The sequence below is a fragment of the Pantoea sp. SYBGC1 genome (assembly GCF_057197005.1).
Genome location: NZ_JBXUNM010000009.1, coordinates 118,452 through 142,053 on the forward strand (window position 1 = coordinate 118,452; position 23,602 = coordinate 142,053).

Below are 23,602 nucleotides of genomic sequence, written 5' to 3' on the forward strand. Positions count from 1 at the left end.
AGGGGCGCCCTTTATGACGCCCGGATGAATGCGTATACGATACGTCACAGCGCTCTTTCCCGCCATGATGCAATGCAGGGGCGGTGCGAGCTGCGGCCAGGGGCGCATTAATGCGCCCCCTACAATGCCCCTGTAGGGGCGCCATTCATGGCGCCCGGGTTAATGCGCGTGCGGGACGTGGTGACGCCATTTATGGCACCCAGGGTTGATACGCGTGCGGGACGTGATGACGTCGGCGCGGTGCGCGTTGCGGCCAGGGGCGCATTAATGCGCCCCCTACAATGCCCCCGTAGGGGCGCCATTAATGGCGCCCTGGGTTGATATGCGTTCGGAACGGGATGACGTCGGCGCGGTGCGCGTTGCGGCCAGGGGCGCATTAATGCGCCCCCTACGATGCCCCGCGTAGGGGCGCCATTTATGGCGCCCTGGTTTAATTCGCGTGCGGGACGTGATGACGCCATTAATGGCGCCCTGGGTTAATGCGCGTGCGGGACGTAATGATGCCATCAATGCGCCCCTTACAGGCATACGGGTTGATGCGTATACTCTGGCTTTGGCCTGCCTGGAGAGAAGATGGATCGACTCGATTGTGACCGGATGTTTGTCGCTGTGCTGGAGACGGGCAGCTTTGCCGCTGCGGCGATGCGCCTTGGCGCCAGCAGCGGGCAGGCGTCAAAGCTGGTGTCGCGGCTTGAGCAGCTGCTGGGCGTTCAGCTGCTCAAGCGTACCACGCGGGCGCTCTCTCCGACCGATGCGGGCCGCGCTTACTATGAACGCATTAAAACACTGCTGGATGCGTTTGATGCGCTGGATGACGCTATGCGCGAAAATGCCAGCCTGCCCTCTGGCCGGCTGCGCATCAGCGCGCCAGGCACGTTTGGGACGGCGGTACTGGCACCGGTGCTGGTCGCGTTTGCCCGTCACTATCCGCTAATCGAACTGGACGTCAGTTTTTCCGATCGCGCTGTCAATATCGTGGATGAAGGGTTCGATCTGGCGGTGCGCATCGGGCGCCTCGATGACAGCAGCCTGATCGCCCGGCGACTGGGTGATGTACCGGTGCATATCGCCGCATCCCCGGCCTACCTGCACCAGCATGGCGCGCCGCAGCACTGGCGCGATCTCGCCCGACACCAGTGCATCAGCGATACCAACTTTCGCGATCCGTGGAACTGGCCTTTTGTCACGGCTGCAGGCGACAGCGCTACGGTACCGATCCGCGGCCGCCTCTGTTTTTCCAATACCGAAGCGTGCCTGCACGCCGCCGTCGCCGGGCTCGGTATCGCCCGCCTGCCCGGCTTTATCGCTACACCCGCCCTGCAGCGTCAGGAGATTGTTACGCTGCTGGCGGAGTTTGCGCCGCCGCCCCTGGGGCTGTTTGCACTTTACCCCTCTGCCCGTTTTCTGGCGCAAAAAACCCGGCTGCTGATCGACTTTCTGGCCAGCCACTTCCTTCATCAGCCGCCCGCCTGATTACTTCCATTTCGGAAAGAATGAAAGCCGTTTTGCCTGGATTATCACCAGGCCCGCGGCGCGCTACTCTCTGCGCCCTGATTACACAGGAGCAGCGTTATGTTAGTGAATGGCAAATGGAGTGAAGCCTGGCATCCGGTACAGGCCACCGATCGGCAGGGTGGATTTGTACGACAGACCTCGCAGTTTCGTCACTGGATCAGTGCTGATGACACAACCGAATTTGCCGCAGAGCCGGATCGCTACCATCTCTACGTGGCGCTGATCTGCCCGTGGGCATCGCGTACGCTGATTGCGCGCAGCCTGAAAGGTCTGGAACAGGTAATTACTGTTTCCGTAGTCGAACCGCAACTGGGCAGCGCGGGCTGGCGCTTTGGCGATTATCCGGGGGCGCAGCGCGACACGCTGAACCAGGCTGAGTATCTGCATGAACTCTATACCCGCGCCGATGCCGCTTTTACCGGACGCGCCACCGTCCCGGTGCTATGGGATAAAAAGACGCAGACTATCGTCAATAACGAGTCGGCCGATATTCTGCGCATGCTGAACAGCGGCTTTGGCGATCTGGCTGACGATCGTCTGGATCTCTATCCTGCCGATCTGCGCACGGAGATCGATGCGCTGAATGAAACGATCTACACCCGGTTAAACAACGGTGTCTACCGCACCGGCTTTGCCACCACCCAGGTAAGTTATCAGCAGGCCTTCAGCGATGTTTTTACGCAGCTGGATGAGCTGGAAGCGCTGCTGAAAGATGGCCGTACCTTTGTGCTGGGCGAACGCCTGACGGAAACCGACATCCGGCTTTTCGTCACGCTGATTCGTTTTGACGCCGCCTACTATGGCCTGTTCAAATGCAACCTGCGCCGTCTGTGCGACTATCCGCTGCTGGATCGCTATCTGAAAAGCGTTCTGGCGGTCTCAGGCATACGACAGACGGTGAACATGGACCATATCAAACAGGGCTACTATTCGATTAAAGCGCTGAACCCCAACGGCATTGTGCCCGCCGGGCCGGATATGGCAGCGTACGGTTTTTAAGGAGCAGGCATGGCAAAAGCACTGGTTATTTTTCTGCATGGCGTTGGCAGCAGCGGTGACGATCTGGCGGTGCTCGGTGAGCACTGGAGCGGGCTGCTGCCCGACGTGGCGTTTGCTTCCCCCGACGCGCCCTGGCCATTTGAGCATGCGATGGGCTATCAGTGGTTCAGCCTGACCGGCGTTACGCCGGAGAATCGTCCGGCGCGCGTGCGTGCGGCGCGCAATGCATTTGACGATACGCTGCAGCGCCTGATGGCGCAGCACGGTATGCCGGATGCCTGGGAAAACGTTATTCTGGTCGGCTTCTCGCAGGGATCGATCATGGCGCTGGATGCACTGGCTTCAGGACGCTACCCGCTGGCGGGCGTGGTGGCATTTTCCGGCCGGCTGGCATTCGACGAACCGCTAACCCCGCAGCCCTGCGCTTCCGCGCTACTGATCCACGGCAAAGCAGATGAGGTGATCCCCTTCGGTGAAACAGCGTCCGCCGTCAGCCGGTTACAGGCGGCAGGCGTTAACGTAACGGCCGCGTTTGAAGCCACCACCGGCCACACCATCTCGCCGCAGGGCGCAAGAGAAGCAGTAACCTATATTGCGCAGTGCCTGCAGGATTAGCGCCAGCAGCGATTCAGCGCCTGCCAGGCGCGCCGTGCGCTCTCTGCCGTCGGCTGCGCTTTCAGCTGGTCATTGAATACTTCAATGCCAACCGGACCAGCATAACCGGCTCGCTGCAGGCGACTGACAAAGCTGTCCACATCAATAATGCCGTCGCCCGGCAGCAGCCGCTGGTGACGCGCATAGTCGCTCAGCGCCTGATTATTCTGCGGCGGCCGTTCAGCCATATCGCACAGCTGGACTTCATAGATACGGCTGGCCGGGATGCCCTCAAGGTGCGACGCGTCACCACCCAGCGCGCAGATATGAAACAGATCTACTACCAGGCCAACATTAGGCAGGTCAAGACGTTGCAGGCGCTGCCAGGCAAGCGGCAGCGTATTGTCCACGCTGCTCCACGCCATTGGCTCATACATGATGCGCATCTCATGGCGCGCCGCTTCCGCCGCCAGCCAGCGCAGATCGTCATCAATGCGTTCCGGGATGCAATCCTGTCGCGTGGTGGCAGGCGCCTGGATGGTGTCGCAGCCAATCGCGCGCGCCAGCCGGATAAACTGCTGCAGCTCTTCACGCTTTTGCTGGCGCTCGCTGTCCGGCACGCCGGTAAAATCGCGCAGCACCTGCAGATTAGTGAAACGGATCGCGGAGTGCGCTAAGTGCGCCGTCTCCATCTTTTCCACATCTTCGCGCCAGATTTCAGCCTGATCAAAACCTGCATCCTGCGCCGCGCGCAGCTTTGCTGCAGGCTCGCCCTGCAGCAGGACCAGATTAAGAAAAAGTGGATTGCCCGGCATGGTTACGCTCCTTTGCGTCTGAACAGAATCCTCCCTGACGGGCCGCTGACGGGCGCTCAGCCGAGCAGGTTAACCACTGCAAAGCCCGCAAAGGTCATCAGCAGCGAACCCACGACATGCACCATCACGCTCGACATTGCCCACAGGTATTTACCTGATTGTAGCAGGCTGACAATCTCTGCTGAGAAGGTAGAAAACGTGGTCAGTCCGCCGCACAGCCCGGTGACGATCAGCAGTTTCCATGCCGGATCGAGCTGCGGGTAGCGCATAAACCACGCCAGAGCGGCGCCAATGATGAAACCGCCCGCCAGGTTTACAATCAGCGTGCCTGGCGGCAAATCAGGAAACAGCGCGTTAAAACGCAGCGAGATAAGCCAGCGCAGGGTGCAGCCAGCAGCTCCGCCGACGATGACGGCGCACAGCGACTTCAGCATAATTTGATCTCCGGAATGAAGCGCGCGTAACGGCAGCAGGAAACGAAAAACGCCTGACCCGCCGCCCTCTCCGCGCAGGGATAAGCGTATAGTCAGGCGTCATCAGCCGTCTGAAAACAGCGGCGGTTGGATCGGGTGGTACGCCATCACCCCTGCTGAGATAATACGCTATCGCCGGTAAACGATCACCCTGCCGGCAGCAGCGCCGGGTTACGGTCAGACCACCCGGTGACGCAGACGACCGATTTTTTCAATCTCCACTTCAATCTCATCACCCGGGAACATAAACAGCGGTGGCGTACGCTTTTTGCCGACGCCGCCGGGCGATCCGGTAATAATGACGTCTCCCGGCGAGAGCGGGCTGAACGCAGAGATATACTCGATAATTTTCGCCACCGGATGCACCATGCTGGCCGTGGTGTCGTTCTGCACTTCGCGCTGGTTAAGCCAGGTTTTGATCGCCAGCTGCTGCGGATCGGGGATCTCATCAGCCGTAGTCATCCACGGGCCAAAGCCGCCGGTCTGCTGCCAGTTTTTTCCGGCGGTAAACCAGGTAAACTGCATATCGCGGACAGTGGCATCCATAAAGCAGCTATAGCCCGCCACATACGCCAGCGCGTCGCTTGCCGGCACCTGCGAGGCGGCTTTGCCGATAATCACGGCCAGCTCGCCCTCGTAATCGAATTCTGCGGTGGTTGCGGGCTTCAGCAGCGGCTGTTCATGCGCCGCCAGTGAGTCAGCGAAACGGACAAACAGCGTGGGCGCCTCTAGCGTTTCCGCAAACTCTTTACGTTTATCGGCATAGTTCATGCCGACGCAGAACACTTTTCCCGGCTGCTCAATGACCGGCAGAAAACGAATGGCACTAAACGCATGATCCGCTGGCAGATGCTCAAATGCGGCCAGATCGCTGATACCGCCGCGCGCCAGCAGGGTTTTCAGGTCGGGACAGGCGTCACCCAGGCGCAGCCCAAGATCAACAACACCCTCTTTCTGCACGATGCCATAGCTTTTGCGTGCACAATCAATCAGATAAAAACTGCAAAGCTGCATAACCGCCTCGTTATAATAAGAAATGGCGCGCAGCGTATCAAAAGCCAGCCAGAAATGCGGTATGACCTGCAAAGAAAGTGGTGAAGGTTTGTGTCAGTCTGCGTGCGGGAAAAGACAAAGAAGAGAGGTGATAATCATCCTTCAATCCCTGAAGGCGATTATCGAGGGTAACTCTGGACGCTTAAGAAAGCGCGCCCGGCGGTACGTGTTTAAAGGTTGCGACATAGGCGCGAAACACATAACGGAAAAAAGCTTTCATGAAACACCTGACTCAAATATTGTTGAAAAATTACGCGCAAATTATAGCGGCAGCGCGTTTTTCATGCAATTTTATTTGAGCCAGATCACAAAATTAACGTTCAGTTCATCAATCCCAGATGCTCAATCAGAATTGTGCTGCCGATACAGATCAGCACCACGCCCCCCAGCACTTCTGCCCACTTACCCAGTACAGGGCCGATAAAGCGTCCCACCAGCACACCGGTTGTTGCCATCAGCGTGGTGGCAGCACCAATGGTCAGCGCGGTGAACAGGATATTAACCTGCAGGAAAGCGAGACCGACGCCGACGGCCAGCGCATCAAGGCTGGTGGCAACCGCCGTCAGCGCCAGCACCATAAAGCCGTGCTGCTGCGGCGCTTCACAGGGCTCATCTGCTGTCTGACGGAAACCTTCCATAATCATACGGCCGCCCAGGACGCTAAGCAGACCAAAGGCCACCCAGTGATCCCACGCCATAATATAATGACTGGCCGCCAGGCCGATTGCCCAGCCGATGAGCGGCGTCAGCATTTCGATGGCACCAAAAATCAGGCCAGTGCGTAAGGCTTCTTTAATTCCCGGACGGTGCAACGACGCACCTTTACCCAGTGCAGCGGCAAAGGCGTCCATTGACATGCCAAAAGCCAGGATCAGGGTTGCGATGAATGTCATGGGTTTTTAGCCAGTTAGCGAACAAATGCGTAAATCCTCTGCTTTGTTCGTCTTAATATGTCAGTCATAAAAAAGTGCGCGCAGTCTAGCATGCAAATACCCCAAAAAAAAGACAACAAAATCAGGGGTTTAAGTATAGCAAAGGCTATAACTCTTAACTGCCGCTATTTTTAACGCTAAGTTGATGGAATCGAAGAAATTTCCTGGCATCGTCTGATTCACAGATTGCACTGCCCGCCCCTTTTATGCGCTAATGCCCGCGCAATATTGACAGGAAAAGAGCGATGAAAAACCCTTTCGAAACACTGATTATTCCAGGCGGGATCCTGCTGCTGGGCTTTCTTTCGGCGCTTCTGCTGCCCGCCCCCTCTTTTGGTCTGATATGGGCGCAGCGACTGCAGCAGAGCTTACACCTCCAGGATCTCAACCAGCTCTATACGCTGGTGTTTTGCCTGTGGTTCCTGCTGCTTGGCACGCTGGAGTTTTTTGTTATTCGTTTTATCTGGCGTCGCTGGTTTCAGATGCGCTGACCTCTCTCTTAAACGCTTCGCCCGTTAAAATCAGAATCACAGAAATGTAACACTATTTTTACACAGACGGGCGACATATCACGCAACAAAAAATCCCCGCTTCCAGCTCACCATAAATATTTCTTATTATTCAGAGTGTTATTTTGTGATGCGTGTCACCGTTCATCTTTTAACCTTTGTAACCTCATCACAATTATATAACATTGATATCTGCATAACCTGCTGATTAGCGGATAAAAATATCTTATAAGCCGCCGCTCAGGCTGATTAATTCTTATGCTGAATCATTTCGGCATTTAAAAAATAAACAAACGTTTAATTCCAATACGAGAATGTTATATTCAGAAGCATATGCATAACGTGTAGTTAACCGTTATCGCCCCATTGGCTTAACCTGAGTCTTAACCCTTTGAGATAGCGCAGCGCGCGTAAACCGCGCGGCTATTTTGCCTGCCAACCTGTTGAGCTTCAGGTCAACAGAAGAGGAGATGTCGCCTCATGAGCAACACTGCGGTAAACCTGGCGCTGAGCAGCGCTGCAATGGATGGTGCAAAACGTCAGGAACGGAAAGAAGTTGATGTCCTGCTGATTGGCGCAGGCGTAATGAGCGCTACGCTCGGCACCTGGCTGCAGGAGCTGGAGCCAGACTGGTCCATTGAAATGGTTGAGCGTCTGAATGACGTCGCAGTGGAATCCTCTAACGGCTGGAATAATGCCGGTACCGGTCACGCCGCGCTGGCCGAGCTTAACTACACGCCGCAAAAGGCGGATGGTTCGATCGATATCACTAAAGCGGTAGCCATTAACGAATCTTTCCAGATGTCGCGTCAGTTCTGGGCGCATCACGTGCAGAAAGGCAACCTGCAGGATCCCAAAAGCTTTATCCATACTACCCCCCACATGAGCTTTGTGTGGGGTGACGCTAACGTCGACTTCCTGCGCAAGCGTTTCCAGGCGCTGCAGAAGAGCACGCTGTTCCGCGGCATGCACTATTCAGAAGATCGCGAGCAGATTGCGCAGTGGATCCCGCTGGTCATGAAAGGACGCGATCCGCAGCAGAAGGTCGCCGCCACCTGGACCGATATGGGTACAGACGTCAACTTTGGTGAAGTGACGCGTCAGCTGATCGCCGCCCTGGAGAAAAAACCGCATTTCCGCCTGCGTATGCGGCAGGAAGTGCGTGACCTGGTGCGTCTGAACGATGGCCGCTGGCAGGTTACGTTGATGAACCTGGATACCAGTGAACAGCGTACCCTGATTACCCGCCAGCTGTTTATCGGTGCCGGCGGTGCGGCGCTGCCGCTGCTGCAGAAATCAGGCATTCCTGAGGTTAAAGGTTACGCCGGCTTCCCGGTGGGCGGCTCTTTCCTTGTGACCGAAAATCCGGATGTGGTCGCGCAGCATATGGCCAAGGTCTACGGCAAAGCCAGCGTCGGCGCACCGCCAATGTCAGTGCCGCACGTGGATACGCGCGTGCTGGATGGCAAACAGGTGCTGCTGTTTGGCCCGTTCGCCACCTTCTCCACTAAGTTCCTGAAACAGGGTTCGCTGCTGGATATGTTTGGCGCGATGAACACCAGCAACCTGCTGCCGATGATGCAGGTCGGCCTGAAGAGTTTTGACCTGGTGAAATATCTGGTTGATCAGGTGCTGCAGAGCGATGCCGATCGCATGGAGGCGCTGCGCGCCTATGTGCCGCAGGCGAAACAGGAAGACTGGCGCCTGGTCACGGCGGGCCAGCGCGTGCAGATTATCAAAAATGATGAGCTGGAAGGCGGCGTGCTGCGCCTCGGCACTGAAGTGGTAACGTCTGCTGATGGCTCTATTTCTGCGCTGCTGGGCGCCTCGCCTGGCGCATCGACCGCGCCACCGATTATGCTGGAGCTGATGGCAAAAGCTTTCCCTGAGCAGATGCGCTCACCGGAGTGGCAGACTAAAATCCGGGCCGTTATTCCGTCATGGGGCCGCAAGCTTAATGGTGACGTGGCGCTAACTGAGAAAGTACTGGCCGATACCAGTCGCATACTGCAGCTGGAATATGAGCCGGTGATCACCTCGCACGCGGCAAACGACGAAGCGCGGATCACCGCTCACGTGGTCGGCAAATAGCTGACTGCTCAGGTGCGCCGCCCGGCGCACCTGCTCTATAATGCGCTCAGCGCGTCATACCCCATCCAGCCGGTCGTTGCCACCAGCGATAGCGCCATCAGCGTGTTAAACAGGCGCCGCTTCCAGTGCGTCTGCAGGTACGTCCGCAGCCGATCGCCCAGCGCTGCCCAGAGCAGAATGCAGGGCAGATTGAGCGCGGCAAAACCGGTCAGCACCAGCCAGACGTTGCTGCTGCTGGCGTAAAGCAGCGCAACGTTAGTGACCATCAGCCAGGCCTTGGGATTAACCGCCTGAAAAGCCACGCCGCCCAGCAGCGTCATGGGACGCGGACGGACGCTGGCCTGCGGCGCACCGGCGCGAAAAATTTTCCATGACAGCCATAGCAGATAGCCGCAGCCCGCCAGCGTCAGCGGCAGGCGCACGACTGCCATCCACGTCAGCAGCAGCTCCAGCGCCACGCTCGCCAGCAGCATCTGCAGCGCGCAGCCAAGCAGTATACCGCCCAGCACAGGCAGCGTGCGACGAAAGCCGAAATTGACCCCTGATGTGGCCAGCAGCAGATTGTTCGGGCCGGGCGTAATAGACATGATGGTGACATAACTGAAAAAGGCGGGATCGAGCATAAGAGTTCTCCGGGCTGAATAAGCTGACTCCATCGTAATGCCGCTGCCGCAATGGCGACAGAGACAGCAATTCAGTATTGTAATGGGTACAGTTCCAGTTTCTCTGTTTTGTACCTGTCGCTTCCGGAGGCCATTGTGTCCCTCGCGTTTACTGACGATCAACCGCGCTACCAGCAGCTGGCAGCAAAATTTGCCGACGCTATTCATCAGGGTTCGCTGCGACCGGGTGCCCGCCTGCCCGCCATCCGGCGAGTGGCGCAGTCGCATCAGCTCAGCGTAAATACCGTGCTCAGCGCCTGGCAACTGCTGGAGGATCGCGGCCTGATTGAGGCGCGGCCGCAGTCAGGTTATTACGTTCGCGGCGTATTGCCTGCCGTTACGCTACAGCCGCAGCCGCCCGCCGCAGAGAGTGGCGATCCGGATGCACAGAAGCTGGCGCTGATTGAGCAGGTTTTTGCCGCGCAGAATAATCCCGGCTACACCAATATTTCGCTGGCCTGTCCGCAGGACAGTGAGCTTTTTCCTTCAGCGAAGCTGGGCCGGATCACCGCCGCGCTGATCCGGCGCCAGGGCGACATTATCGGTCGTTATGCGCTGCCGCCCGGCAGCGAGCGGCTGCGCGAGGAGATCGCCCGGCGCAGCGTGCATACCGGACTGAACCTTACCGCTCAGGCGATTACCCTGACCCACGGCTGCATGGAGGCGCTGCAGCTGGCGCTGCGCGCTGTCACGCAGCCCGGCGACTGTATCGGGCTGGAGTCCCCCACCTATTTTTTCCTGTTTCCGCTGCTCGCCTCGCTCGGACTGAAAGCGCTGGAGATCCCTACCGACCCGCAGCGCGGTCTTTCACTGGACGCGCTGGAGATGCTGCTGCAGGAGCAGCGCATTCAGGCGCTGATCGCTATGCCGGGCGCGCAAAATCCGCTGGGCTACGTGATGCCGCTGGAGAACAAAAAACGGCTCGCCGCGCTGATAAATCACTATCGCATTCCGCTGATTGAGGACGGGCTCTACGATGAACTGCAGTTTGACTGGCCGCTGTCACCGCCGGTTAAAGCGTTCGATCGCGATGGCTGGGTGATTTACTGCACCAGCTTTACCAAAACCGTGGCGCCTGATTTTCGCATCGGCTGGACCGCCGCGGGCCGGTTTCATGCCAGCATTGCGCGGCTGAAAGCGGTCTCGTCGATGACTGAATCGCGGCTGCTGAGCGAGACGCTGGCAGAGTTCCTGGCCAGCGGGGGCTACGATCACCATCTGCGCTCGCTGCGCCGGCGCTACGCGGCAAATCTGGATGCGGCGCGGGGCATTCTGGCGCGCCATTTTCCGCAGGGAACGCGCGCCACGCTGCCGCGCGGTGGCTTTGTCTTCTGGGTCGAGCTGCCGGGTGAGATTGATACCGTGCTGCTGTTTAATCGGCTGCTGCAGGAGCAGATCTGCGTCACGCCAGGCGCGCTCTATACGCTGAGCGAACGCTACCGGCATGCGCTGCGCCTCTCCTGCTGTTATCCGTTCGACGCGCGTTATACCCGTGCCTTAGCGCGCACGGGTGCTCTGGCATGCGAGATGAGCGGCATTGCCCCTGCTGCGCCTTAAGGCGTGCCGTTGCGGCCCCAGGTGGTAAACCCGGGGCGCTCCGTCAGCCGCTCATAGTAGGTCTGTATTGCCGGAAAATCGGGGTGATCCAGCGGCGTCTCAAACCAGCGGTTCACCGCCAGTCCGATGGGAATATCCGCCAGGCTGAAGTGACGCCCGGCCACATAGCGGCCCGATTTTTCCAGCTGCTGATTGAGTATTCCCATGGTGTGCGTCCAGCCTTTTACCGCTGCCGCGAGCAGACGGGGATCCTGATGCGCCGGTGAGTTTCGTACCAGCGACATAAAGGCGTAGCGCCAGGAGGTGTTAAGCTCGGTAGCCTGCCAGTCGATCCACTGATCCACCGGCGCGCGTAAGCGCGGCTCCTCCGGATAGAGCCATGCACCACCGTAACTGTTGGCCAGGTAGCGCAGAATAGCGTTGGATTCCCATATCACCAGCCCGTCGTCGATGATGACCGGTACCAGGGCGTTAGGGTTCAGCGCCATAAACTGCGGTGCATGCAGTGACAGCCCGTCGTCGCCCCAGGATTCATGCTTATAGGTAATATTCAGCTCAGCGCAGAGCCACAGCACCTTGCGCACGTTGATTGACGTTTTACGACCTAAAATTTTTAACATCGCGGACTCCGCCTGCAGAATTATTAATCTATTCATAGTCCTGTTAGCGCGCTTTTACCATGCGCAGGGTATCATTCCACACATTGGCTGACTGAAAAGGAACTGTTATGAGCGTGGCGTTTAAACAGGTGGATGTCTTTACCACTATGGCATTTCGGGGAAATCCGCTGGCCGTGATCATGGATGCAGAGGGATTAACTGACGATCAGATGGCAGCGATTGCGCGCTGGACCAATCTGTCAGAGACCACGTTTGTTTTGCCGCCAGAGAGCAGCGCGGCGGACTATCGCATCCGCATTTTTACCCCTTCAGGTGAGCTGCCGTTTGCCGGTCACCCGACGCTGGGTACAGCCCATGCGCTGCTGGAAGCGGGCTGGCCGCGGAAAAACGCCGGCTGTATTGTTCAGGAGTGCGGCGTCGGACTGGTTGAGGTGCGTATCGCCGCCGATGGCGCGCTGGCATTCGCTGCCCCGACGGCAACCCTGACGCCGTTCAGCGATGCGCTGATGAGCCGCGCGCTTAACAGCGAGGCCTTTGATCTGACGCAGTCGCCCGCCGTAGCGGATATGGGTATTCGCTGGCTGCTGATCCCGCTCAGCAGCGCGCAGGCAGTCATCGACGTCACGGCTTCCGTGGCCGATCTGCAGCAGCTGCAGCAGCGGGCGGGCGTCAGCGGCGCGCTGATTTTCGGCGCGCTGCCGCCGGGGGAACCGGAGCAGTATGAGGTCCGCGCGCTGTTTGTGGAGAATGGCAGCCTGACTGAAGATCCGGTCACCGGCAGCGCCAACGCCTGTCTGGCACGCTACCTGGCGGCCCAGGGCCAGACGCGCAGCTACCGGGCGCGTCAGGGCAGCGCGATCCAGCGCAACGGCCGTATCGATGTTACCTATACGGAAGAGGCGATCTGGATTGGTGGCCAGACGGTAACGGTAATCGACGGTACCATCGCGCTCTGACGCGCCGCTCTGACGTCAGCAGGCGATCACAACGCCTGACCGCCTGATGCTTCAATGCGCTGGGCGGTGATCCAGCCGCTCTCCTCGCTCAGCAGCATGCAGATAGCGTCGCCGATGTCGTCCGGCAGCCCGACCCGCCCCAGCGCGGTGACGGACGCAATCTGCGCGTTCAGTTCACGCGTATCGCGTACCCGTCCGCCGCCAAAGTCAGTCTCAATGGCGCCGGGTGCCAGAATATTGACGCGAATGCGGCGTGCGCCCAGCTCCTTCGCCTGATAGCGCGTCAGCACCTCCATGGCGCCTTTCATTGCGGCATAGGTGCCGGAGCCGGGCTGCGTGATGCGGGTCAGTCCGCTGGAGATATTCAGAATACGCCCGCCGTCGTTCAGCAGCGGCAGCAGCGTCTGGGTCAGAAAAAACGGGCCTTTCAGATGTACGTTAACCAGCGCATCAAACTCCGCCTCGGTGGTATCGGTCAGCAGCTGATAGTGACCATGGCCGGCGTTATTCACCAGAAAATCGAACCGGTCGCGCTGCCAGACGCGCTGCAGCGTCTGCGTAAGCTGTTGTGCAAAAGCAGCGAACTGGCGGCTGTCGCCAACGTCCAGCAGCAGCGCAGCCGCCCGTACGCCCAGCGCTTCGATCTCCTCTGCCACCCTCTGCGCTTCATCAGCGTGACTTCGGTAAGTAAACACAATATGTGTGCCGCGTGCGGCCAGTTTCAGGGCTGCATTACGTCCCAGACCACGGTTTCCGCCGGTAATCAGCGCTATTTTGTGACTCATAACTCTCTCCTGCTGAAAAAGTGAACTCCTGATAAAGATATTCAAACCGAAGTGATCTATAAACGCAGATAACTGCGCAGCACTGTTTCAATAACAACAACAATCGGTGAACAACATGGATAAAATTCATGCAATGCAGGTTTTTGTACGCGTCGCGGAGATGGGCAGCTTTACCCGTGCTGCTGAAAGTCTGGGTTTACCAAAAGGCAGCGTATCGCGTCAGCTGCAGGCGCTGGAGAACCAGATGGGCACGCGCCTGCTGCATCGTACCACCCGGCGCGTGCACCTCACCCAGGATGGACTGGTCTATTACGATCGCTGCCTCGATCTGCTGTCGATGATGGAGGATATGGACAGTCTGTTTCAGCATGACCCGGCGACGCTGAGCGGCAAGCTGCGGGTCGATATGTCGGTGGCGATGGCCACCAGCTTTATTTTGCCGCGCCTGCCGGAGTTTCTGCAGCACTATCCTGGCATTGAGATTGAGCTGAGCAGCAGCGATCGCCAGGTGGATGTGATTCGGGAGGGGTTTGACTGCGTGGTGCGCGTGGGCGAGCTGAAAGATTCCGGTCTGATTGCGCGAAAAATTGGCACCTATGCCTTGATCAACTGCGCCAGTCCCGACTACCTTTCCCGCTTTGGCCGTCCGATACGGCTGGAAGAGCTGTCGCAGCACGCCATGGTGCACTATACCCAGCAGCTGGGTCAGCCTGCGCCGGGATTTGAATATTTCGATGGCCGCCAGTGTCACTATGTGCAGACCGGCGGCGTGGTGACGGTCAACAGTACTGAAACCTACCGTGCCGCCTGCCTCGCCGGACTGGGCATTATTCAGGTGCCGGCAATGGGCGTTCAGCCGCTGCTGGAGTCGGGTCAGCTAGTGGAGGTGCTGCACGCTTTTCCGGCAAAGCCGATGCCGATTACGCTGCTCTATCCGCACCGCCGCAACGTGGCGCGCCGCGTGCGGGTGTTTATGGAGTGGCTGAGTCAGGTGCTGCAGGAGTATGTCACCTGACACATCCGCCGCCGCCCTTATTTACGGTATATAATTTCAGTTTCGCAGTGAACAGGATGCCTATCGTCTATGACAGACAAAACAACCCAGGAGTCAGCCGCCGATCCAAAGCCGCTGATCGATATCCACACCGGTAATAAAACCGTGGATGGCTCAATTCGTCGCGTGTCGCGTTTTGCCGCGTGGTTTCAGTCTATTCCGGCCGTCGCGCACTTTATCCGGGCGCTGGATCGCTTTAATGACCGGCTGGGCAGCCAGTTTGGCGCGGCGATCACCTACTTCTCCTTTTTATCGCTGATCCCGATTCTGATGGTGTCGTTTGCCGCCGTGGGATTTGTGCTGGCCTCCAATCAGGATCTGCTGTCGGAGCTGATTAACAAAATTGTCAGCAGCATCAGCGATCCCACGCTCGCCACCACGTTAAAAAATACCGTGAACACTGCGATTCAGCAGCGCGCTACCGTGGGTCTGACCGGTCTGCTGCTGGCACTCTATTCCGGTATCAACTGGATGGGCAACCTGCGCGAAGCGGTCCGCGCGCAGTCGCGCGATGTCTGGGAGCGGACGCCGGATGATAAAGAGGTGTTCTGGAAGAAATATCTGCGCGACCTTTTTTCACTCCTGGGGCTGATGCTGGCGCTGGTGATCACCCTTTCGCTGACGTCGATTGCCGGTGCGGCTCAGGCAGCGATTGTCAGTGCGCTGGGGCTGGATGGCATCGACTGGCTGCGTCCGGTGATGACAATTATTGCCCTCTCCATCTCCGTGCTGGCGAATTATCTGCTGTTCCTGTGGATTTTCTGGATCCTGCCGCGTCATAAGCCGCGTAAAAAAGCGCTGCTGCGCGGCACGCTGCTGGCAGCTATCGGCTTTGAGGTGATTAAATTTGTTATGACGCTGACGCTGCCGAAGCTGGCGACCTCTCCTTCAGGCGCGGCCTTTGGTTCAGTACTCGGCCTGATGGCATTTTTCTACTTCTTTGCCCGCCTGACGCTGTTCTGCGCCGCGTGGATCGCCACGGCGAAATATAAAGGCGATACGGAGATGCCGCAGCCGCGCCAGCCCTCCTGACAACGGGCACAGGGCAACTCCCTGAACAGTAAAACCTGTTTCCTGCTGGCGAATTTTAGCGCACCCGCCAGCAGGAAACGCCAGCCAGTCACTTTTATTTAGCGGTTTAGCAGCGATTCACGCCAGAAAAACGTTTCCTGCCGCTGCCATTCGCCACCATTCCGGTTAACTCAGACATTATCCTCTTTTTCGCCGAAAATCGTCGTTTTGCGACGCTTTTTGCTCATTGAATGCCGCATACCAGGTGCGTAATATTTCTGGTTTACATTTACAATTAAGAAACATTTATGCAAGCCTCCATCACAGAAACACCTGACGCGCTGCACGACGAGGCGCCGGTCAATTCACGCGGTAAAGTTGTCGTAGCTTCCCTGGTCGGTACGGCTATCGAGTTCTTCGATTTCTATATTTACGCCACCGCAGCGGTTATCGTCTTCCCGCATATTTTCTTTCCTCAGGGGGACGCCACGGTTGCGACGCTGCAGTCGCTGGCAACCTTTGCCATCGCCTTTGTCGCGCGGCCAATCGGCTCGGCGGTGTTTGGTCACTTCGGCGACCGCGTTGGTCGTAAAGCGACGCTGGTCGCTTCGCTGCTGACGATGGGCGTCTCAACGGTGCTGATTGGTCTGCTGCCTGGCTATGAAACCATTGGCGTTGCCGCGCCGCTGCTGCTGGCACTGGCGCGCTTCGGTCAGGGGCTGGGACTGGGCGGCGAATGGGGCGGTGCCGCGCTGCTGGCAACCGAGAATGCACCGGCGAAAAAGCGCGCGCTTTACGGATCGTTCCCCCAGCTGGGCGCACCGATCGGCTTTTTCTTTGCCAACGGTACGTTCCTGCTGCTCTCCTGGCTGCTGACCGACGAGCAGTTTATGCAGTGGGGCTGGCGCGTGCCGTTTATCCTTTCTGCGGTACTGGTGCTGATCGGCCTCTACGTGCGCGTCTCGCTGCATGAGAGTCCGGTTTTTGCCAAAGTGCAGAAGGAGCAGAAGCAGGTGCGTATGCCTATCGGCACGCTGCTGAGCAAGCATATGACGGCGACCATACTCGGCACCTTTATCATGCTGGCTACCTATACGCTGTTCTACATCATGACCGTCTACTCAATGAGCTACGGCACCGCGCCGGCGCCGGTCGGACTGGGCTACTCGCGCAACAGTTTCCTCTGGATGCTGATGGTGGCGGTAATCGGATTTGGCGTAATGGTGCCAATTGCTGGTCTGCTGGCCGATCGCTTTGGTCGCCGCAGAACGATGATCACTATTACGCTGATGATTATCGCGTTTGCGCTGATGTTCCCGCTGCTGCTCGGCTCCGGCTCGCAGATTCTGGTGATGGGCTTTCTGCTGCTGGGCCTGAGCATTATGGGCCTGACGTTTGGCCCGATGGGTGCGCTGCTGCCGGAGCTGTTCCCGACCGAAGTGCGCTATACCGGTGCCTCTTTCTCTTATAATTTGTCATCTATTCTGGGAGCGTCCGTAGCGCCCTATATCGCCACCTGGCTCAATGCAAACTATGGCCTGCCGGCAGTAGGTTTCTATCTGGCCGCCATGGCGGTGCTGACGCTGATTGCCCTGATCGCCTGTAAAGAAACGCGGCACCAGACGCTGTATGATGCGGCGTAAACGCGTATCCTGATGCAGGATGTATCGCGGCAGGGGCCGCATTTATGCGGCCCTTTGTACCAGGGCGCCATTAATGGCGCCCCTACGGGGGGTGTGGCGCCCGTGCGGGGATATATCACGTAGGGGCCGCATTTATGCGGCCCGTTGTGCCAGGGCGCCATTAATGGCGCCCCTACGGAGTGGTGTGGCGCCCGTGCGGGGATGTATCGCGGTAGGGGCCGCATTTATGCGGCCCGTTGTGTCGGGATGGTGCGGCGTTGTGCCAGGGCGCCATTAATGACGCCCCTACAGAGGTGTATCACGTAGGGGCCGCATTTATGCGGCCCGTTAGGCCGGGACGGTGCGGCGCAATAAAAAACCCCGGCAGGCCGGGGTTTGATAAGGCTGAAAATTGTCGGATGGGGCTTAGCCAGCTACCGCGATACGTTTCATATCGGTCATGTAGCCACGCAGTTTACGACCAACGGTTTCAATCGGATGCTGGCGAATCGCTTCGTTAACGTCACGCAGCTGTGCGTTATCAACCTGAGTGCCTTCTGTCGCTTTGCCCAGATCGCCCGGCTGCAGCGTGGTCATAAACTCCTCCAGCAGCGGTACCGCGGCGAATGAGAACAGGTAGTTGCCATACTCAGCGGTATCGGAGATCACCACGTTCATCTCATACAGGCGCTTACGTGCGATGGTGTTAGCAATCAGCGGCAGCTCATGCAGCGACTCATAGTATGCAGACTCTTCAATGATACCGGCGTCTACCATGGTTTCAAACGCCAGCTCAACGCCCGCTTTTACCATCGCGACCATCACTACGCCTTTGTCGTAATACTCCTGCTCTTCAATTTTGCCCTCAAACTGCGGCGCGTTTTCAAACGCCGTTTTACCGGTCTCTTCACGCCAGGTCAGCAGGTTTTTATCGTCGTTCGCCCAGTCAGCCATCATACCGGAGGAGAATTCACCCGAAATGATGTCATCCATATGCTTCTGGAACAGCGGAGCCATGATCGTTTTCAGCTGCTCAGAAAGCGCATACGCACGGATTTTTGCCGGATTAGACAGGCGATCCATCATCAGCGTAATACCGCCAAACTTCAGTGATTCGGTGATGGTTTCCCAGCCGAACTGGATCAGTTTTTCGGTGTAGGCGACATCGTGCCCTTCAGCCACCAGCTTATCGAAGCAGAGCAGCGAACCCGCCTGCAGCATGCCGCACAGAATGGTCTGCTCACCCATCAGATCCGATTTTACTTCCGCTACAAAGGAGGACTCCAGCACGCCTGCGCGGTCACCGCCGGTAGCCGCAGCCCAGGCTTTCGCGATAGCCATGCCTTCGCCTTTCGGATCGTTTTCCGGGTGCACGGCGATAAGCGTCGGAACACCAAAACCGCGTTTATACTCTTCACGCACTTCTGTACCCGGACACTTCGGTGCCACCATTACCACCGTGATATCTTTGCGGATGGTTTCGCCCACCTCAACAATGTTAAAGCCGTGCGAGTAGCCCAGCGCAGCGCCATCTTTCATCAGGGGCTGAACCGCTTTCACAACAGAGGAGTGCTGTTTGTCTGGCGTCAGGTTAACCACCAGATCCGCCTGCGGGATCAGCTCTTCATAGGTACCGACTTTAAAACCGTTTTCTGTTGCTTTGCGGAACGAGGCGCGCTTCTCTGCAATCGCTTCTGCACGCAGCGCATAGGCTACATCCAGCCCGGAGTCACGCATATTCAGGCCCTGGTTCAGGCCCTGTGCGCCGCAGCCCACGATCACTACTTTTTTACCTTTCAGGAAGCTGGCGCCATCGGCGAACTCATCGCGCGCCATAAAGCGACATTTGCCCAGCTGCGCTAACTGATTGCGCAGGTTTAATGTGTTGAAGTAGTTAGCCATGGGGTACTCCGCATCAATGTTGTGTTTGCATTATTGTCTGATAGCGGCGCCTGCTTCAGCGCTGCGAATGACCCCATCATATGACAGGAAATCCATTGCTTAAATTGATATATTAACAACGCTACGTTGCAATTTTTGCAATACAAAATGTCAGGAGATCCCGGATGGATTTACGCGATTTAAAACTCTTTCTGCATCTGGCAGAAAGCTGCCATTTTGGCCGTACGGCACGCGCCATGCACGTCAGCCCCTCTACGCTGTCGCGCCAGATCCAGCGACTGGAAGAGGATGTCGGCCATGCGCTGTTTCTGCGGGATAACCGCACCGTGACGCTGACGGAAGCGGGTGAGCGGCTGCGCCAGTTTGCCCAGCAGACGCTGCTGCAGTATCAGCAGCTGCGTCACGTCATGGATCTCAACGGCCCCTCGCTAAGCGGTGAGCTGCGTCTGTTCTGCTCGGTGACTGCCGCTTACAGCCATCTGCCGCCGATTCTCGATCGCTTTCGTGCTGAACATCCGCAGGTGGAGATCAAGCTCACGACCGGCGACGCGGCGGACGCCATTGAGATGGTGCAGTCGGGTGAGGCGGATCTGGCCATCGCCGGCCGGCCGGAGTCGCTGCCCGCCAGCATCGGCTTTACGCCGCTGGGGCTGATCCCGCTGGTGCTGATTGCGCCGGCGCTGCCCTGCCCGGTACGCAGCCAGGCCACGCAGACGCAGCCCGACTGGTCGCAGATTCCGTTTATTATTCCGGATCAGGGGCCGGCGCGGCGCGGCATCGATCTCTGGTTCCGGCGCTATCGTCTCGCTAATCCGCAGATCTACGCTACGGTGGCGGGCCATGAGGCGATTATCTCTATGGTAGCGCTGGGCTGCGGGATTGCGCTGGTGCCGGATGTGGTGCTGGAGAACAGCCCTGAGCCAGTGCGAAACCGGGTGATGACGCTGGAGAACGTGGAGTCAGTTGCGCCGCTGCAGCTGGGCGTTTGCGTACAAAAAAAGCGGCTCGGGGAGCCGCTGATTCATGCATTCTGGCATCTGCTCTGATTACTGGCCAGCCAGGAAGAAACGAAACGCCGGATTATTCGCCTCATCGTGCCACTCGTAACCCAGTGCCGTCAGGTGAGTTTCAAAATCGGGTTCTTTGTCATTCACTTCAAATGCCGCCAGCACGCGACCAAAATCGGTGCCGTGGCTGCGGTAGTGGAACAGTGAGATATTCCAGTGCGCGCCCAGCGTCTGCAGAAACTTCAGCAGCGCGCCCGGCGCCTCCGGGAACTCAAAGCTGAACAGCCGCTCGCGCAGCGGTTTTGACGGACGCCCGCCGACCATATAACGCACATGCAGCTTGGCCATCTCATCATCAGAGAGATCCACCACCTGGTAGCCCCCTTCAGTCAGCTGACTGATGATCTCGCCGCGTTCTTCAAGACCGCGCGTCAGACGCACGCCGACAAAGATGCAGGCGCTGTCCGCATCCGCATAGCGGTAGTTGAATTCTGTGACCGATCGGCCGCCCAGCGTCTGACAGAACGTCAGAAAGCTGCCCTGCTGTTCAGGAATGGTTACTGCCAGCAGCGCTTCCCGCTGCTCTCCCAGCTCGCAGCGTTCGGAAACATAGCGCAGGCCGTGGAAGTTGACGTTGGCGCCCGACAGCACGTGTGCCAGGCGCTCGCCTTTGATGTCATGCTGCTGGATATACTTTTTCATTCCCGCCAGCGCCAGCGCACCTGAGGGTTCCGCCACGGCCCGCACATCCTCAAACAGATCTTTCATCGCCGCACAGATGGCATCGCTGTCAACGGTGATGATGTCGTCGAGATACTCCTGACAGAGCCGGAAGGTTTCGCTGCCGATACGTTTCACCGCCACGCCCTCGGCAAACAGCCCGACGCGCGGCAGATCCACCGGCTCGCCCGCCGTCAGCGCAGCTTTCAGGCAGGCGGAGTCCTCAGACTCCACCGCGATGACTTTGATCTGCGGCATCAGCTGTTTAATCAGCACCGCCACGCCGGCCGCCAGCCCGCCGCCGCCAACCGGAACAAATACGCGATCAAGATGCGCATCCTGCTGCAGCAGCTCCATCGCCAGCGTGCCCTGTCCGGCAATCACCGCCGGATGGTCAAACGGCGGCACAAAGGTGTACCCCTGCTGCTGCGCCAGCTCAATCGCTTTGGCCTTCGCCTCATCGAAATTTGCGCCAAACAGAAAGGCTTCACCGCCAAACGCCCGCACCGCATCGACTTTGATATCCGCCGTGGTGACCGGCATGACAATCAGCGATTTAATTCCCAGCGTGCTGGCTGAGAGTGCAACCCCCTGCGCGTGGTTACCGGCAGAAGCAGTCACCACGCCGCGCGCTTTCTGCTCTTCGTTTAATCCGGCGATCATCGCATAGGCACCGCGCAGCTTGAAGCTGTGCACCGGCTGCCGATCTTCACGTTTCACCAGAACGGTGTTGCCGAGCCTTGATGAGAGTTTCTCCATCTTCTGCAGCGGCGTTACCTGCGCAATTTCATAAACCGGCGCACGCAGAATGGCACGCAGGTATTCCGCGCCGCCAGGCGACGCAGAGAGGGGTTGAGACTCAGCCATACCATCAGCCTCCCAGCTTCGACTTGTCGCGCACTGCGCCTTTATCCGCGCTGGTCGCCAGTGAGGCGTAAGCACGCAGCGCAAAAGAGACCTGACGTTCGCGATTATGCGGCGTCCAGGCGGCTTCTCCGCGCGCAGCTTCTTCTTCACGACGGGCGTGCAGCTCATTATCCGGCACCGCCAGCTTAATGCCGCGATTCGGGATATCGATCTCAATCAGATCGCCATCTTTTACCAGCGCAATGGTGCCGCCGCTCGCCGCTTCCGGCGAGGCGTGGCCGATAGAGAGGCCGGAGGTGCCGCCAGAGAAGCGTCCGTCGGTGATCAGTGCGCAGCTTTTGCCAAGGCCCATCGACTTCAGATAGGTCGTTGGATAGAGCATCTCCTGCATGCCCGGACCGCCTTTTGGCCCTTCGTAGCGAATGACGACGACATCACCTGCCACCACTTTACCGCCCAGGATCGCTTCAACGGCATCATCCTGGCTTTCATAAACTTTTGCCGGGCCTTTAAAGGTCAGGATCTCTTTATCGACGCCCGCCGTTTTAACGATACAGCCATCTTCTGCCAGGTTACCGTACAGGACCGCCAGGCCGCCATCCTGTGAGTAGGCGTGTTCGCGCGTACGGATACAGCCCTCAGCGCGATCGTCATCCAGCGTGTCCCAGCGACAGCTTTGCGAGAAAGCCTGCGTGGTGCGGATGCCCGCCGGGCCGGCGCGGAACATATCTTTTACGGCCTGGTCCTGTGTCAGCATGATGTCGTACTGATCCAGCGTTTCACGCATCGTCTGCTGCAGAATATTGCGTGCGCTGGTGTCAATCAGGCCAGCCCGATCCAGCTCGCCAAGAATACCGATTACGCCGCCGGCGCGGTGCACATCTTCCATATGATATTTCGGGGTGCTGGGCGCCACTTTACACAGCTGCGGTACTTTACGTGACAGGCGGTCGATATCGGAGATATTGAAGTCGATCTCGCCCTCCTGCGCCGCCGCCAGCAGATGCAGTACGGTATTGGTGGATCCGCCCATGGCGATATCCAGCGTCATGGCGTTCTCAAACGCTGCTTTGGTCGCGATATTACGCGGCAGCATGTTGGCGTCATCCTGCTCGTAGTAGCGTTTGGTCAGGCTCACAATGCGCTTACCGGCATTGATGAACAGCGCTTTACGATCGGCGTGGGTGGCCAGCAGCGAGCCGTTGCCCGGCTGTGACAGGCCCAGCGCTTCTGTCAGGCAGTTCATGGAGTTCGCGGTAAACATCCCGGAGCAGGAGCCGCAGGTTGGGCAGGCTGAGCGCTCAATCTGCTCACTGTCGGCGTCGCTGACGTTGGGGTTCGCCCCCTGAATCATCGCATCCACCAGATCCAGCTTGATGATCTGGTCGGAGAGTTTGGTTTTTCCCGCTTCCATCGGGCCGCCGGAGACAAAGATCACCGGAATGTTGAGGCGCAGTGCCGCCATCAGCATGCCCGGGGTGATTTTGTCGCAGTTGGAGATGCAGACCATCGCATCCGCGCAGTGGGCATTGACCATATACTCTACGGAGTCGGCGATCAGCTCACGTGACGGAAGTGAATACAGCATGCCGCCATGTCCCATGGCGATACCATCATCTACCGCGATGGTGTTGAACTCTTTTGCCACGCCGCCCGCTGCTTCAATCTGCTCTGCAACCAGCTTGCCGAGGTCGCGCAGGTGCACGTGCCCTGGTACAAACTGTGTGAATGAGTTCACTACCGCAATAATCGGCTTGCCGAAATCATCATCGGTCATTCCGGTGGCGCGCCACAGGGCACGGGCACCCGCCATATTACGGCCGTGGGTGGTGGTGGCTGAACGGTACTTAGGCATGCT

21 protein-coding genes and 1 riboswitch are annotated in these 23,602 nt (G+C 58.2%); of the genes, 11 read left to right on the top strand and 10 right to left on the bottom strand.

The window, feature by feature from the left end; genetic code table 11:
- Positions 1-573: 573 nt before the first annotated feature.
- The 3 genes from AC2CF9_RS14810 to AC2CF9_RS14820 all read left to right on the top strand — a co-directional run bounded on the left by AC2CF9_RS14810 (position 574) and on the right by AC2CF9_RS14820 (position 3,129).
- The gene (locus tag AC2CF9_RS14810) at positions 574-1,473 is read left to right on the top strand and encodes a LysR family transcriptional regulator (RefSeq protein ID WP_150018681.1); all 900 of its coding nucleotides are present in this window, start codon (positions 574-576) and stop codon (positions 1,471-1,473) included.
- Positions 1,474-1,572: 99 nt separating this feature from the next.
- Positions 1,573-2,514 (top strand): glutathione S-transferase family protein, encoded by a 942-nt coding sequence (locus AC2CF9_RS14815; RefSeq protein ID WP_484557336.1) that lies wholly within the window; start codon positions 1,573-1,575, stop codon positions 2,512-2,514.
- A gap of 9 nt (positions 2,515-2,523) precedes the next feature.
- On the top strand, positions 2,524-3,129 hold the full coding sequence (locus AC2CF9_RS14820; protein WP_150018683.1) for an alpha/beta hydrolase: 606 nt from the start codon (positions 2,524-2,526) through the stop codon (positions 3,127-3,129).
- Here AC2CF9_RS14820 and AC2CF9_RS14825 read toward each other — a convergent pair.
- The 4 genes from AC2CF9_RS14825 to mntP all read right to left on the bottom strand — a co-directional run bounded on the left by AC2CF9_RS14825 (position 3,126) and on the right by mntP (position 6,342).
- Positions 3,126-3,923, bottom strand: a complete 798-nt coding sequence (locus AC2CF9_RS14825; RefSeq protein ID WP_484557337.1) for a sugar phosphate isomerase/epimerase family protein — start codon at positions 3,921-3,923, stop codon at positions 3,126-3,128. The genes AC2CF9_RS14820 and AC2CF9_RS14825 overlap by 4 nt on opposite strands.
- A 56-nt stretch (positions 3,924-3,979) precedes the next feature.
- Positions 3,980-4,357 carry a fluoride efflux transporter CrcB gene (gene crcB, locus AC2CF9_RS14830; RefSeq protein WP_150018685.1) on the bottom strand — a complete coding sequence of 126 codons (378 nt, stop codon included), beginning with the start codon at positions 4,355-4,357 and terminating at the stop codon, positions 3,980-3,982.
- Positions 4,358-4,443: 86 nt separating this feature from the next.
- Positions 4,444-4,517, bottom strand: a riboswitch (Fluoride riboswitch).
- 56 nt (positions 4,518-4,573) lie between these two features.
- Positions 4,574-5,410, bottom strand: coding sequence for a fumarylacetoacetate hydrolase family protein (locus tag AC2CF9_RS14835; RefSeq protein WP_484557338.1), 837 nt, complete (start codon positions 5,408-5,410; stop codon positions 4,574-4,576).
- Positions 5,411-5,769: 359 nt separating this feature from the next.
- On the bottom strand, positions 5,770-6,342 hold the full coding sequence (mntP, locus tag AC2CF9_RS14840; RefSeq protein WP_150018687.1) for a manganese efflux pump MntP: 573 nt from the start codon (positions 6,340-6,342) through the stop codon (positions 5,770-5,772).
- A 284-nt stretch (positions 6,343-6,626) separates the two neighbouring features.
- Between mntP and AC2CF9_RS14845 the strand changes: the two genes are divergently transcribed.
- Together AC2CF9_RS14845 and mqo are read left to right on the top strand one after the other, a co-directional pair.
- Positions 6,627-6,872, top strand: coding sequence for a DUF1158 domain-containing protein (locus AC2CF9_RS14845; RefSeq protein WP_039381087.1), 246 nt, complete (start codon positions 6,627-6,629; stop codon positions 6,870-6,872).
- A 498-nt stretch (positions 6,873-7,370) separates the two neighbouring features.
- Positions 7,371-8,981, top strand: a complete 1,611-nt coding sequence (gene mqo, locus AC2CF9_RS14850) for a malate dehydrogenase (quinone) (protein WP_150018688.1) — start codon at positions 7,371-7,373, stop codon at positions 8,979-8,981.
- Positions 8,982-9,016: 35 nt separating this feature from the next.
- On the opposite strand, the gene AC2CF9_RS14855 is transcribed toward mqo, so the two are convergent.
- On the bottom strand, positions 9,017-9,604 hold the full coding sequence (locus tag AC2CF9_RS14855) for a LysE family translocator (RefSeq protein ID WP_484557339.1): 588 nt from the start codon (positions 9,602-9,604) through the stop codon (positions 9,017-9,019).
- Between the two features lie 135 nt (positions 9,605-9,739).
- On the opposite strand from AC2CF9_RS14855, the gene AC2CF9_RS14860 reads away from it, so the two are divergent.
- Entirely contained in the window at positions 9,740-11,200 is a 1,461-nt protein-coding gene (locus AC2CF9_RS14860; RefSeq protein ID WP_484557340.1) for an aminotransferase-like domain-containing protein, read from the top strand.
- Here the strand turns inward: AC2CF9_RS14860 and AC2CF9_RS14865 are convergent.
- On the bottom strand, positions 11,197-11,820 hold the full coding sequence (locus AC2CF9_RS14865) for a glutathione S-transferase family protein (protein WP_150018691.1): 624 nt from the start codon (positions 11,818-11,820) through the stop codon (positions 11,197-11,199). The two genes, AC2CF9_RS14860 and AC2CF9_RS14865, sit on opposite strands and share 4 nt — an antisense overlap.
- Before the next feature lie 107 nt (positions 11,821-11,927).
- On the opposite strand from AC2CF9_RS14865, the gene AC2CF9_RS14870 reads away from it, so the two are divergent.
- Positions 11,928-12,776 carry a PhzF family phenazine biosynthesis protein gene (locus tag AC2CF9_RS14870; protein ID WP_484557341.1) on the top strand — a complete coding sequence of 283 codons (849 nt, stop codon included), beginning with the start codon at positions 11,928-11,930 and terminating at the stop codon, positions 12,774-12,776.
- Between the two features lie 26 nt (positions 12,777-12,802).
- On the opposite strand, the gene AC2CF9_RS14875 is transcribed toward AC2CF9_RS14870, so the two are convergent.
- A complete protein-coding gene (locus tag AC2CF9_RS14875; protein ID WP_484557342.1) occupies positions 12,803-13,561 on the bottom strand; it encodes an SDR family NAD(P)-dependent oxidoreductase in 759 nt (252 codons plus the stop codon).
- Positions 13,562-13,676: 115 nt separating this feature from the next.
- Between AC2CF9_RS14875 and AC2CF9_RS14880 the strand changes: the two genes are divergently transcribed.
- The 3 genes from AC2CF9_RS14880 to AC2CF9_RS14890 all read left to right on the top strand — a co-directional run bounded on the left by AC2CF9_RS14880 (position 13,677) and on the right by AC2CF9_RS14890 (position 17,269).
- Positions 13,677-14,576, top strand: coding sequence for a LysR family transcriptional regulator (locus AC2CF9_RS14880; protein ID WP_071669257.1), 900 nt, complete (start codon positions 13,677-13,679; stop codon positions 14,574-14,576).
- Positions 14,577-14,645: 69 nt separating this feature from the next.
- Entirely contained in the window at positions 14,646-15,647 is a 1,002-nt protein-coding gene (yhjD, locus tag AC2CF9_RS14885; protein WP_150018694.1) for an inner membrane protein YhjD, read from the top strand.
- A 287-nt stretch (positions 15,648-15,934) separates the two neighbouring features.
- Complete coding sequence (locus AC2CF9_RS14890; RefSeq protein ID WP_484557343.1) at positions 15,935-17,269, top strand: MFS transporter; 1,335 nt, start codon at positions 15,935-15,937, stop codon at positions 17,267-17,269.
- Positions 17,270-17,674: 405 nt separating this feature from the next.
- Here AC2CF9_RS14890 and ilvC read toward each other — a convergent pair whose 3' ends face one another.
- Positions 17,675-19,150: a ketol-acid reductoisomerase gene (ilvC, locus tag AC2CF9_RS14895; protein ID WP_094112051.1), complete on the bottom strand. Its 1,476-nt coding sequence runs from the start codon at positions 19,148-19,150 to the stop codon at positions 17,675-17,677.
- Between the two features lie 164 nt (positions 19,151-19,314).
- On the opposite strand from ilvC, the gene ilvY reads away from it, so the two are divergent.
- Positions 19,315-20,196, top strand: a complete 882-nt coding sequence (gene ilvY / locus AC2CF9_RS14900; RefSeq protein WP_150018695.1) for an HTH-type transcriptional activator IlvY — start codon at positions 19,315-19,317, stop codon at positions 20,194-20,196.
- Here ilvY and ilvA read toward each other — a convergent pair whose 3' ends face one another.
- Positions 20,197-21,744, bottom strand: coding sequence for a threonine ammonia-lyase, biosynthetic (ilvA, locus tag AC2CF9_RS14905; protein ID WP_071669255.1), 1,548 nt, complete (start codon positions 21,742-21,744; stop codon positions 20,197-20,199).
- A 4-nt stretch (positions 21,745-21,748) separates the two neighbouring features.
- A complete protein-coding gene (gene ilvD, locus AC2CF9_RS14910) occupies positions 21,749-23,599 on the bottom strand; it encodes a dihydroxy-acid dehydratase (protein ID WP_039381124.1) in 1,851 nt (616 codons plus the stop codon).
- Positions 23,600-23,602: the final 3 nt, after the last annotated feature.

Excerpts from the sequence above, each read along its gene's own strand:
- ilvD (WP_039381124.1), bottom strand. The coding sequence starts at position 23,599 with ATGCCTAAGTACCGTTCAGCCACCACCACCCACGGCCGTAATATGGCG.
- AC2CF9_RS14875 (WP_484557342.1), bottom strand. The coding sequence starts at position 13,561 with ATGAGTCACAAAATAGCGCTGATTACCGGCGGAAACCGTGGTCTGGGA.
- ilvY (WP_150018695.1), top strand. The coding sequence starts at position 19,315 with ATGGATTTACGCGATTTAAAACTCTTTCTGCATCTGGCAGAAAGCTGC.
- yhjD (WP_150018694.1), top strand. The coding sequence starts at position 14,646 with ATGACAGACAAAACAACCCAGGAGTCAGCCGCCGATCCAAAGCCGCTG.
- AC2CF9_RS14815 (WP_484557336.1), top strand. The coding sequence starts at position 1,573 with ATGTTAGTGAATGGCAAATGGAGTGAAGCCTGGCATCCGGTACAGGCC.
- AC2CF9_RS14835 (WP_484557338.1), bottom strand. The coding sequence starts at position 5,410 with ATGCAGCTTTGCAGTTTTTATCTGATTGATTGTGCACGCAAAAGCTAT.
- AC2CF9_RS14810 (WP_150018681.1), top strand. The coding sequence starts at position 574 with ATGGATCGACTCGATTGTGACCGGATGTTTGTCGCTGTGCTGGAGACG.
- ilvA (WP_071669255.1), bottom strand. The coding sequence starts at position 21,744 with ATGGCTGAGTCTCAACCCCTCTCTGCGTCGCCTGGCGGCGCGGAATAC.
- AC2CF9_RS14820 (WP_150018683.1), top strand. The coding sequence starts at position 2,524 with ATGGCAAAAGCACTGGTTATTTTTCTGCATGGCGTTGGCAGCAGCGGT.
- AC2CF9_RS14855 (WP_484557339.1), bottom strand. The coding sequence starts at position 9,604 with ATGCTCGATCCCGCCTTTTTCAGTTATGTCACCATCATGTCTATTACG.
- crcB (WP_150018685.1), bottom strand. The coding sequence starts at position 4,357 with ATGCTGAAGTCGCTGTGCGCCGTCATCGTCGGCGGAGCTGCTGGCTGC.
- AC2CF9_RS14845 (WP_039381087.1), top strand. The coding sequence starts at position 6,627 with ATGAAAAACCCTTTCGAAACACTGATTATTCCAGGCGGGATCCTGCTG.
- ilvC (WP_094112051.1), bottom strand. The coding sequence starts at position 19,150 with ATGGCTAACTACTTCAACACATTAAACCTGCGCAATCAGTTAGCGCAG.
- AC2CF9_RS14865 (WP_150018691.1), bottom strand. The coding sequence starts at position 11,820 with ATGTTAAAAATTTTAGGTCGTAAAACGTCAATCAACGTGCGCAAGGTG.
- AC2CF9_RS14880 (WP_071669257.1), top strand. The coding sequence starts at position 13,677 with ATGGATAAAATTCATGCAATGCAGGTTTTTGTACGCGTCGCGGAGATG.
- AC2CF9_RS14825 (WP_484557337.1), bottom strand. The coding sequence starts at position 3,923 with ATGCCGGGCAATCCACTTTTTCTTAATCTGGTCCTGCTGCAGGGCGAG.
- AC2CF9_RS14890 (WP_484557343.1), top strand. The coding sequence starts at position 15,935 with ATGCAAGCCTCCATCACAGAAACACCTGACGCGCTGCACGACGAGGCG.
- mntP (WP_150018687.1), bottom strand. The coding sequence starts at position 6,342 with ATGACATTCATCGCAACCCTGATCCTGGCTTTTGGCATGTCAATGGAC.
- mqo (WP_150018688.1), top strand. The coding sequence starts at position 7,371 with ATGAGCAACACTGCGGTAAACCTGGCGCTGAGCAGCGCTGCAATGGAT.
- AC2CF9_RS14870 (WP_484557341.1), top strand. The coding sequence starts at position 11,928 with ATGAGCGTGGCGTTTAAACAGGTGGATGTCTTTACCACTATGGCATTT.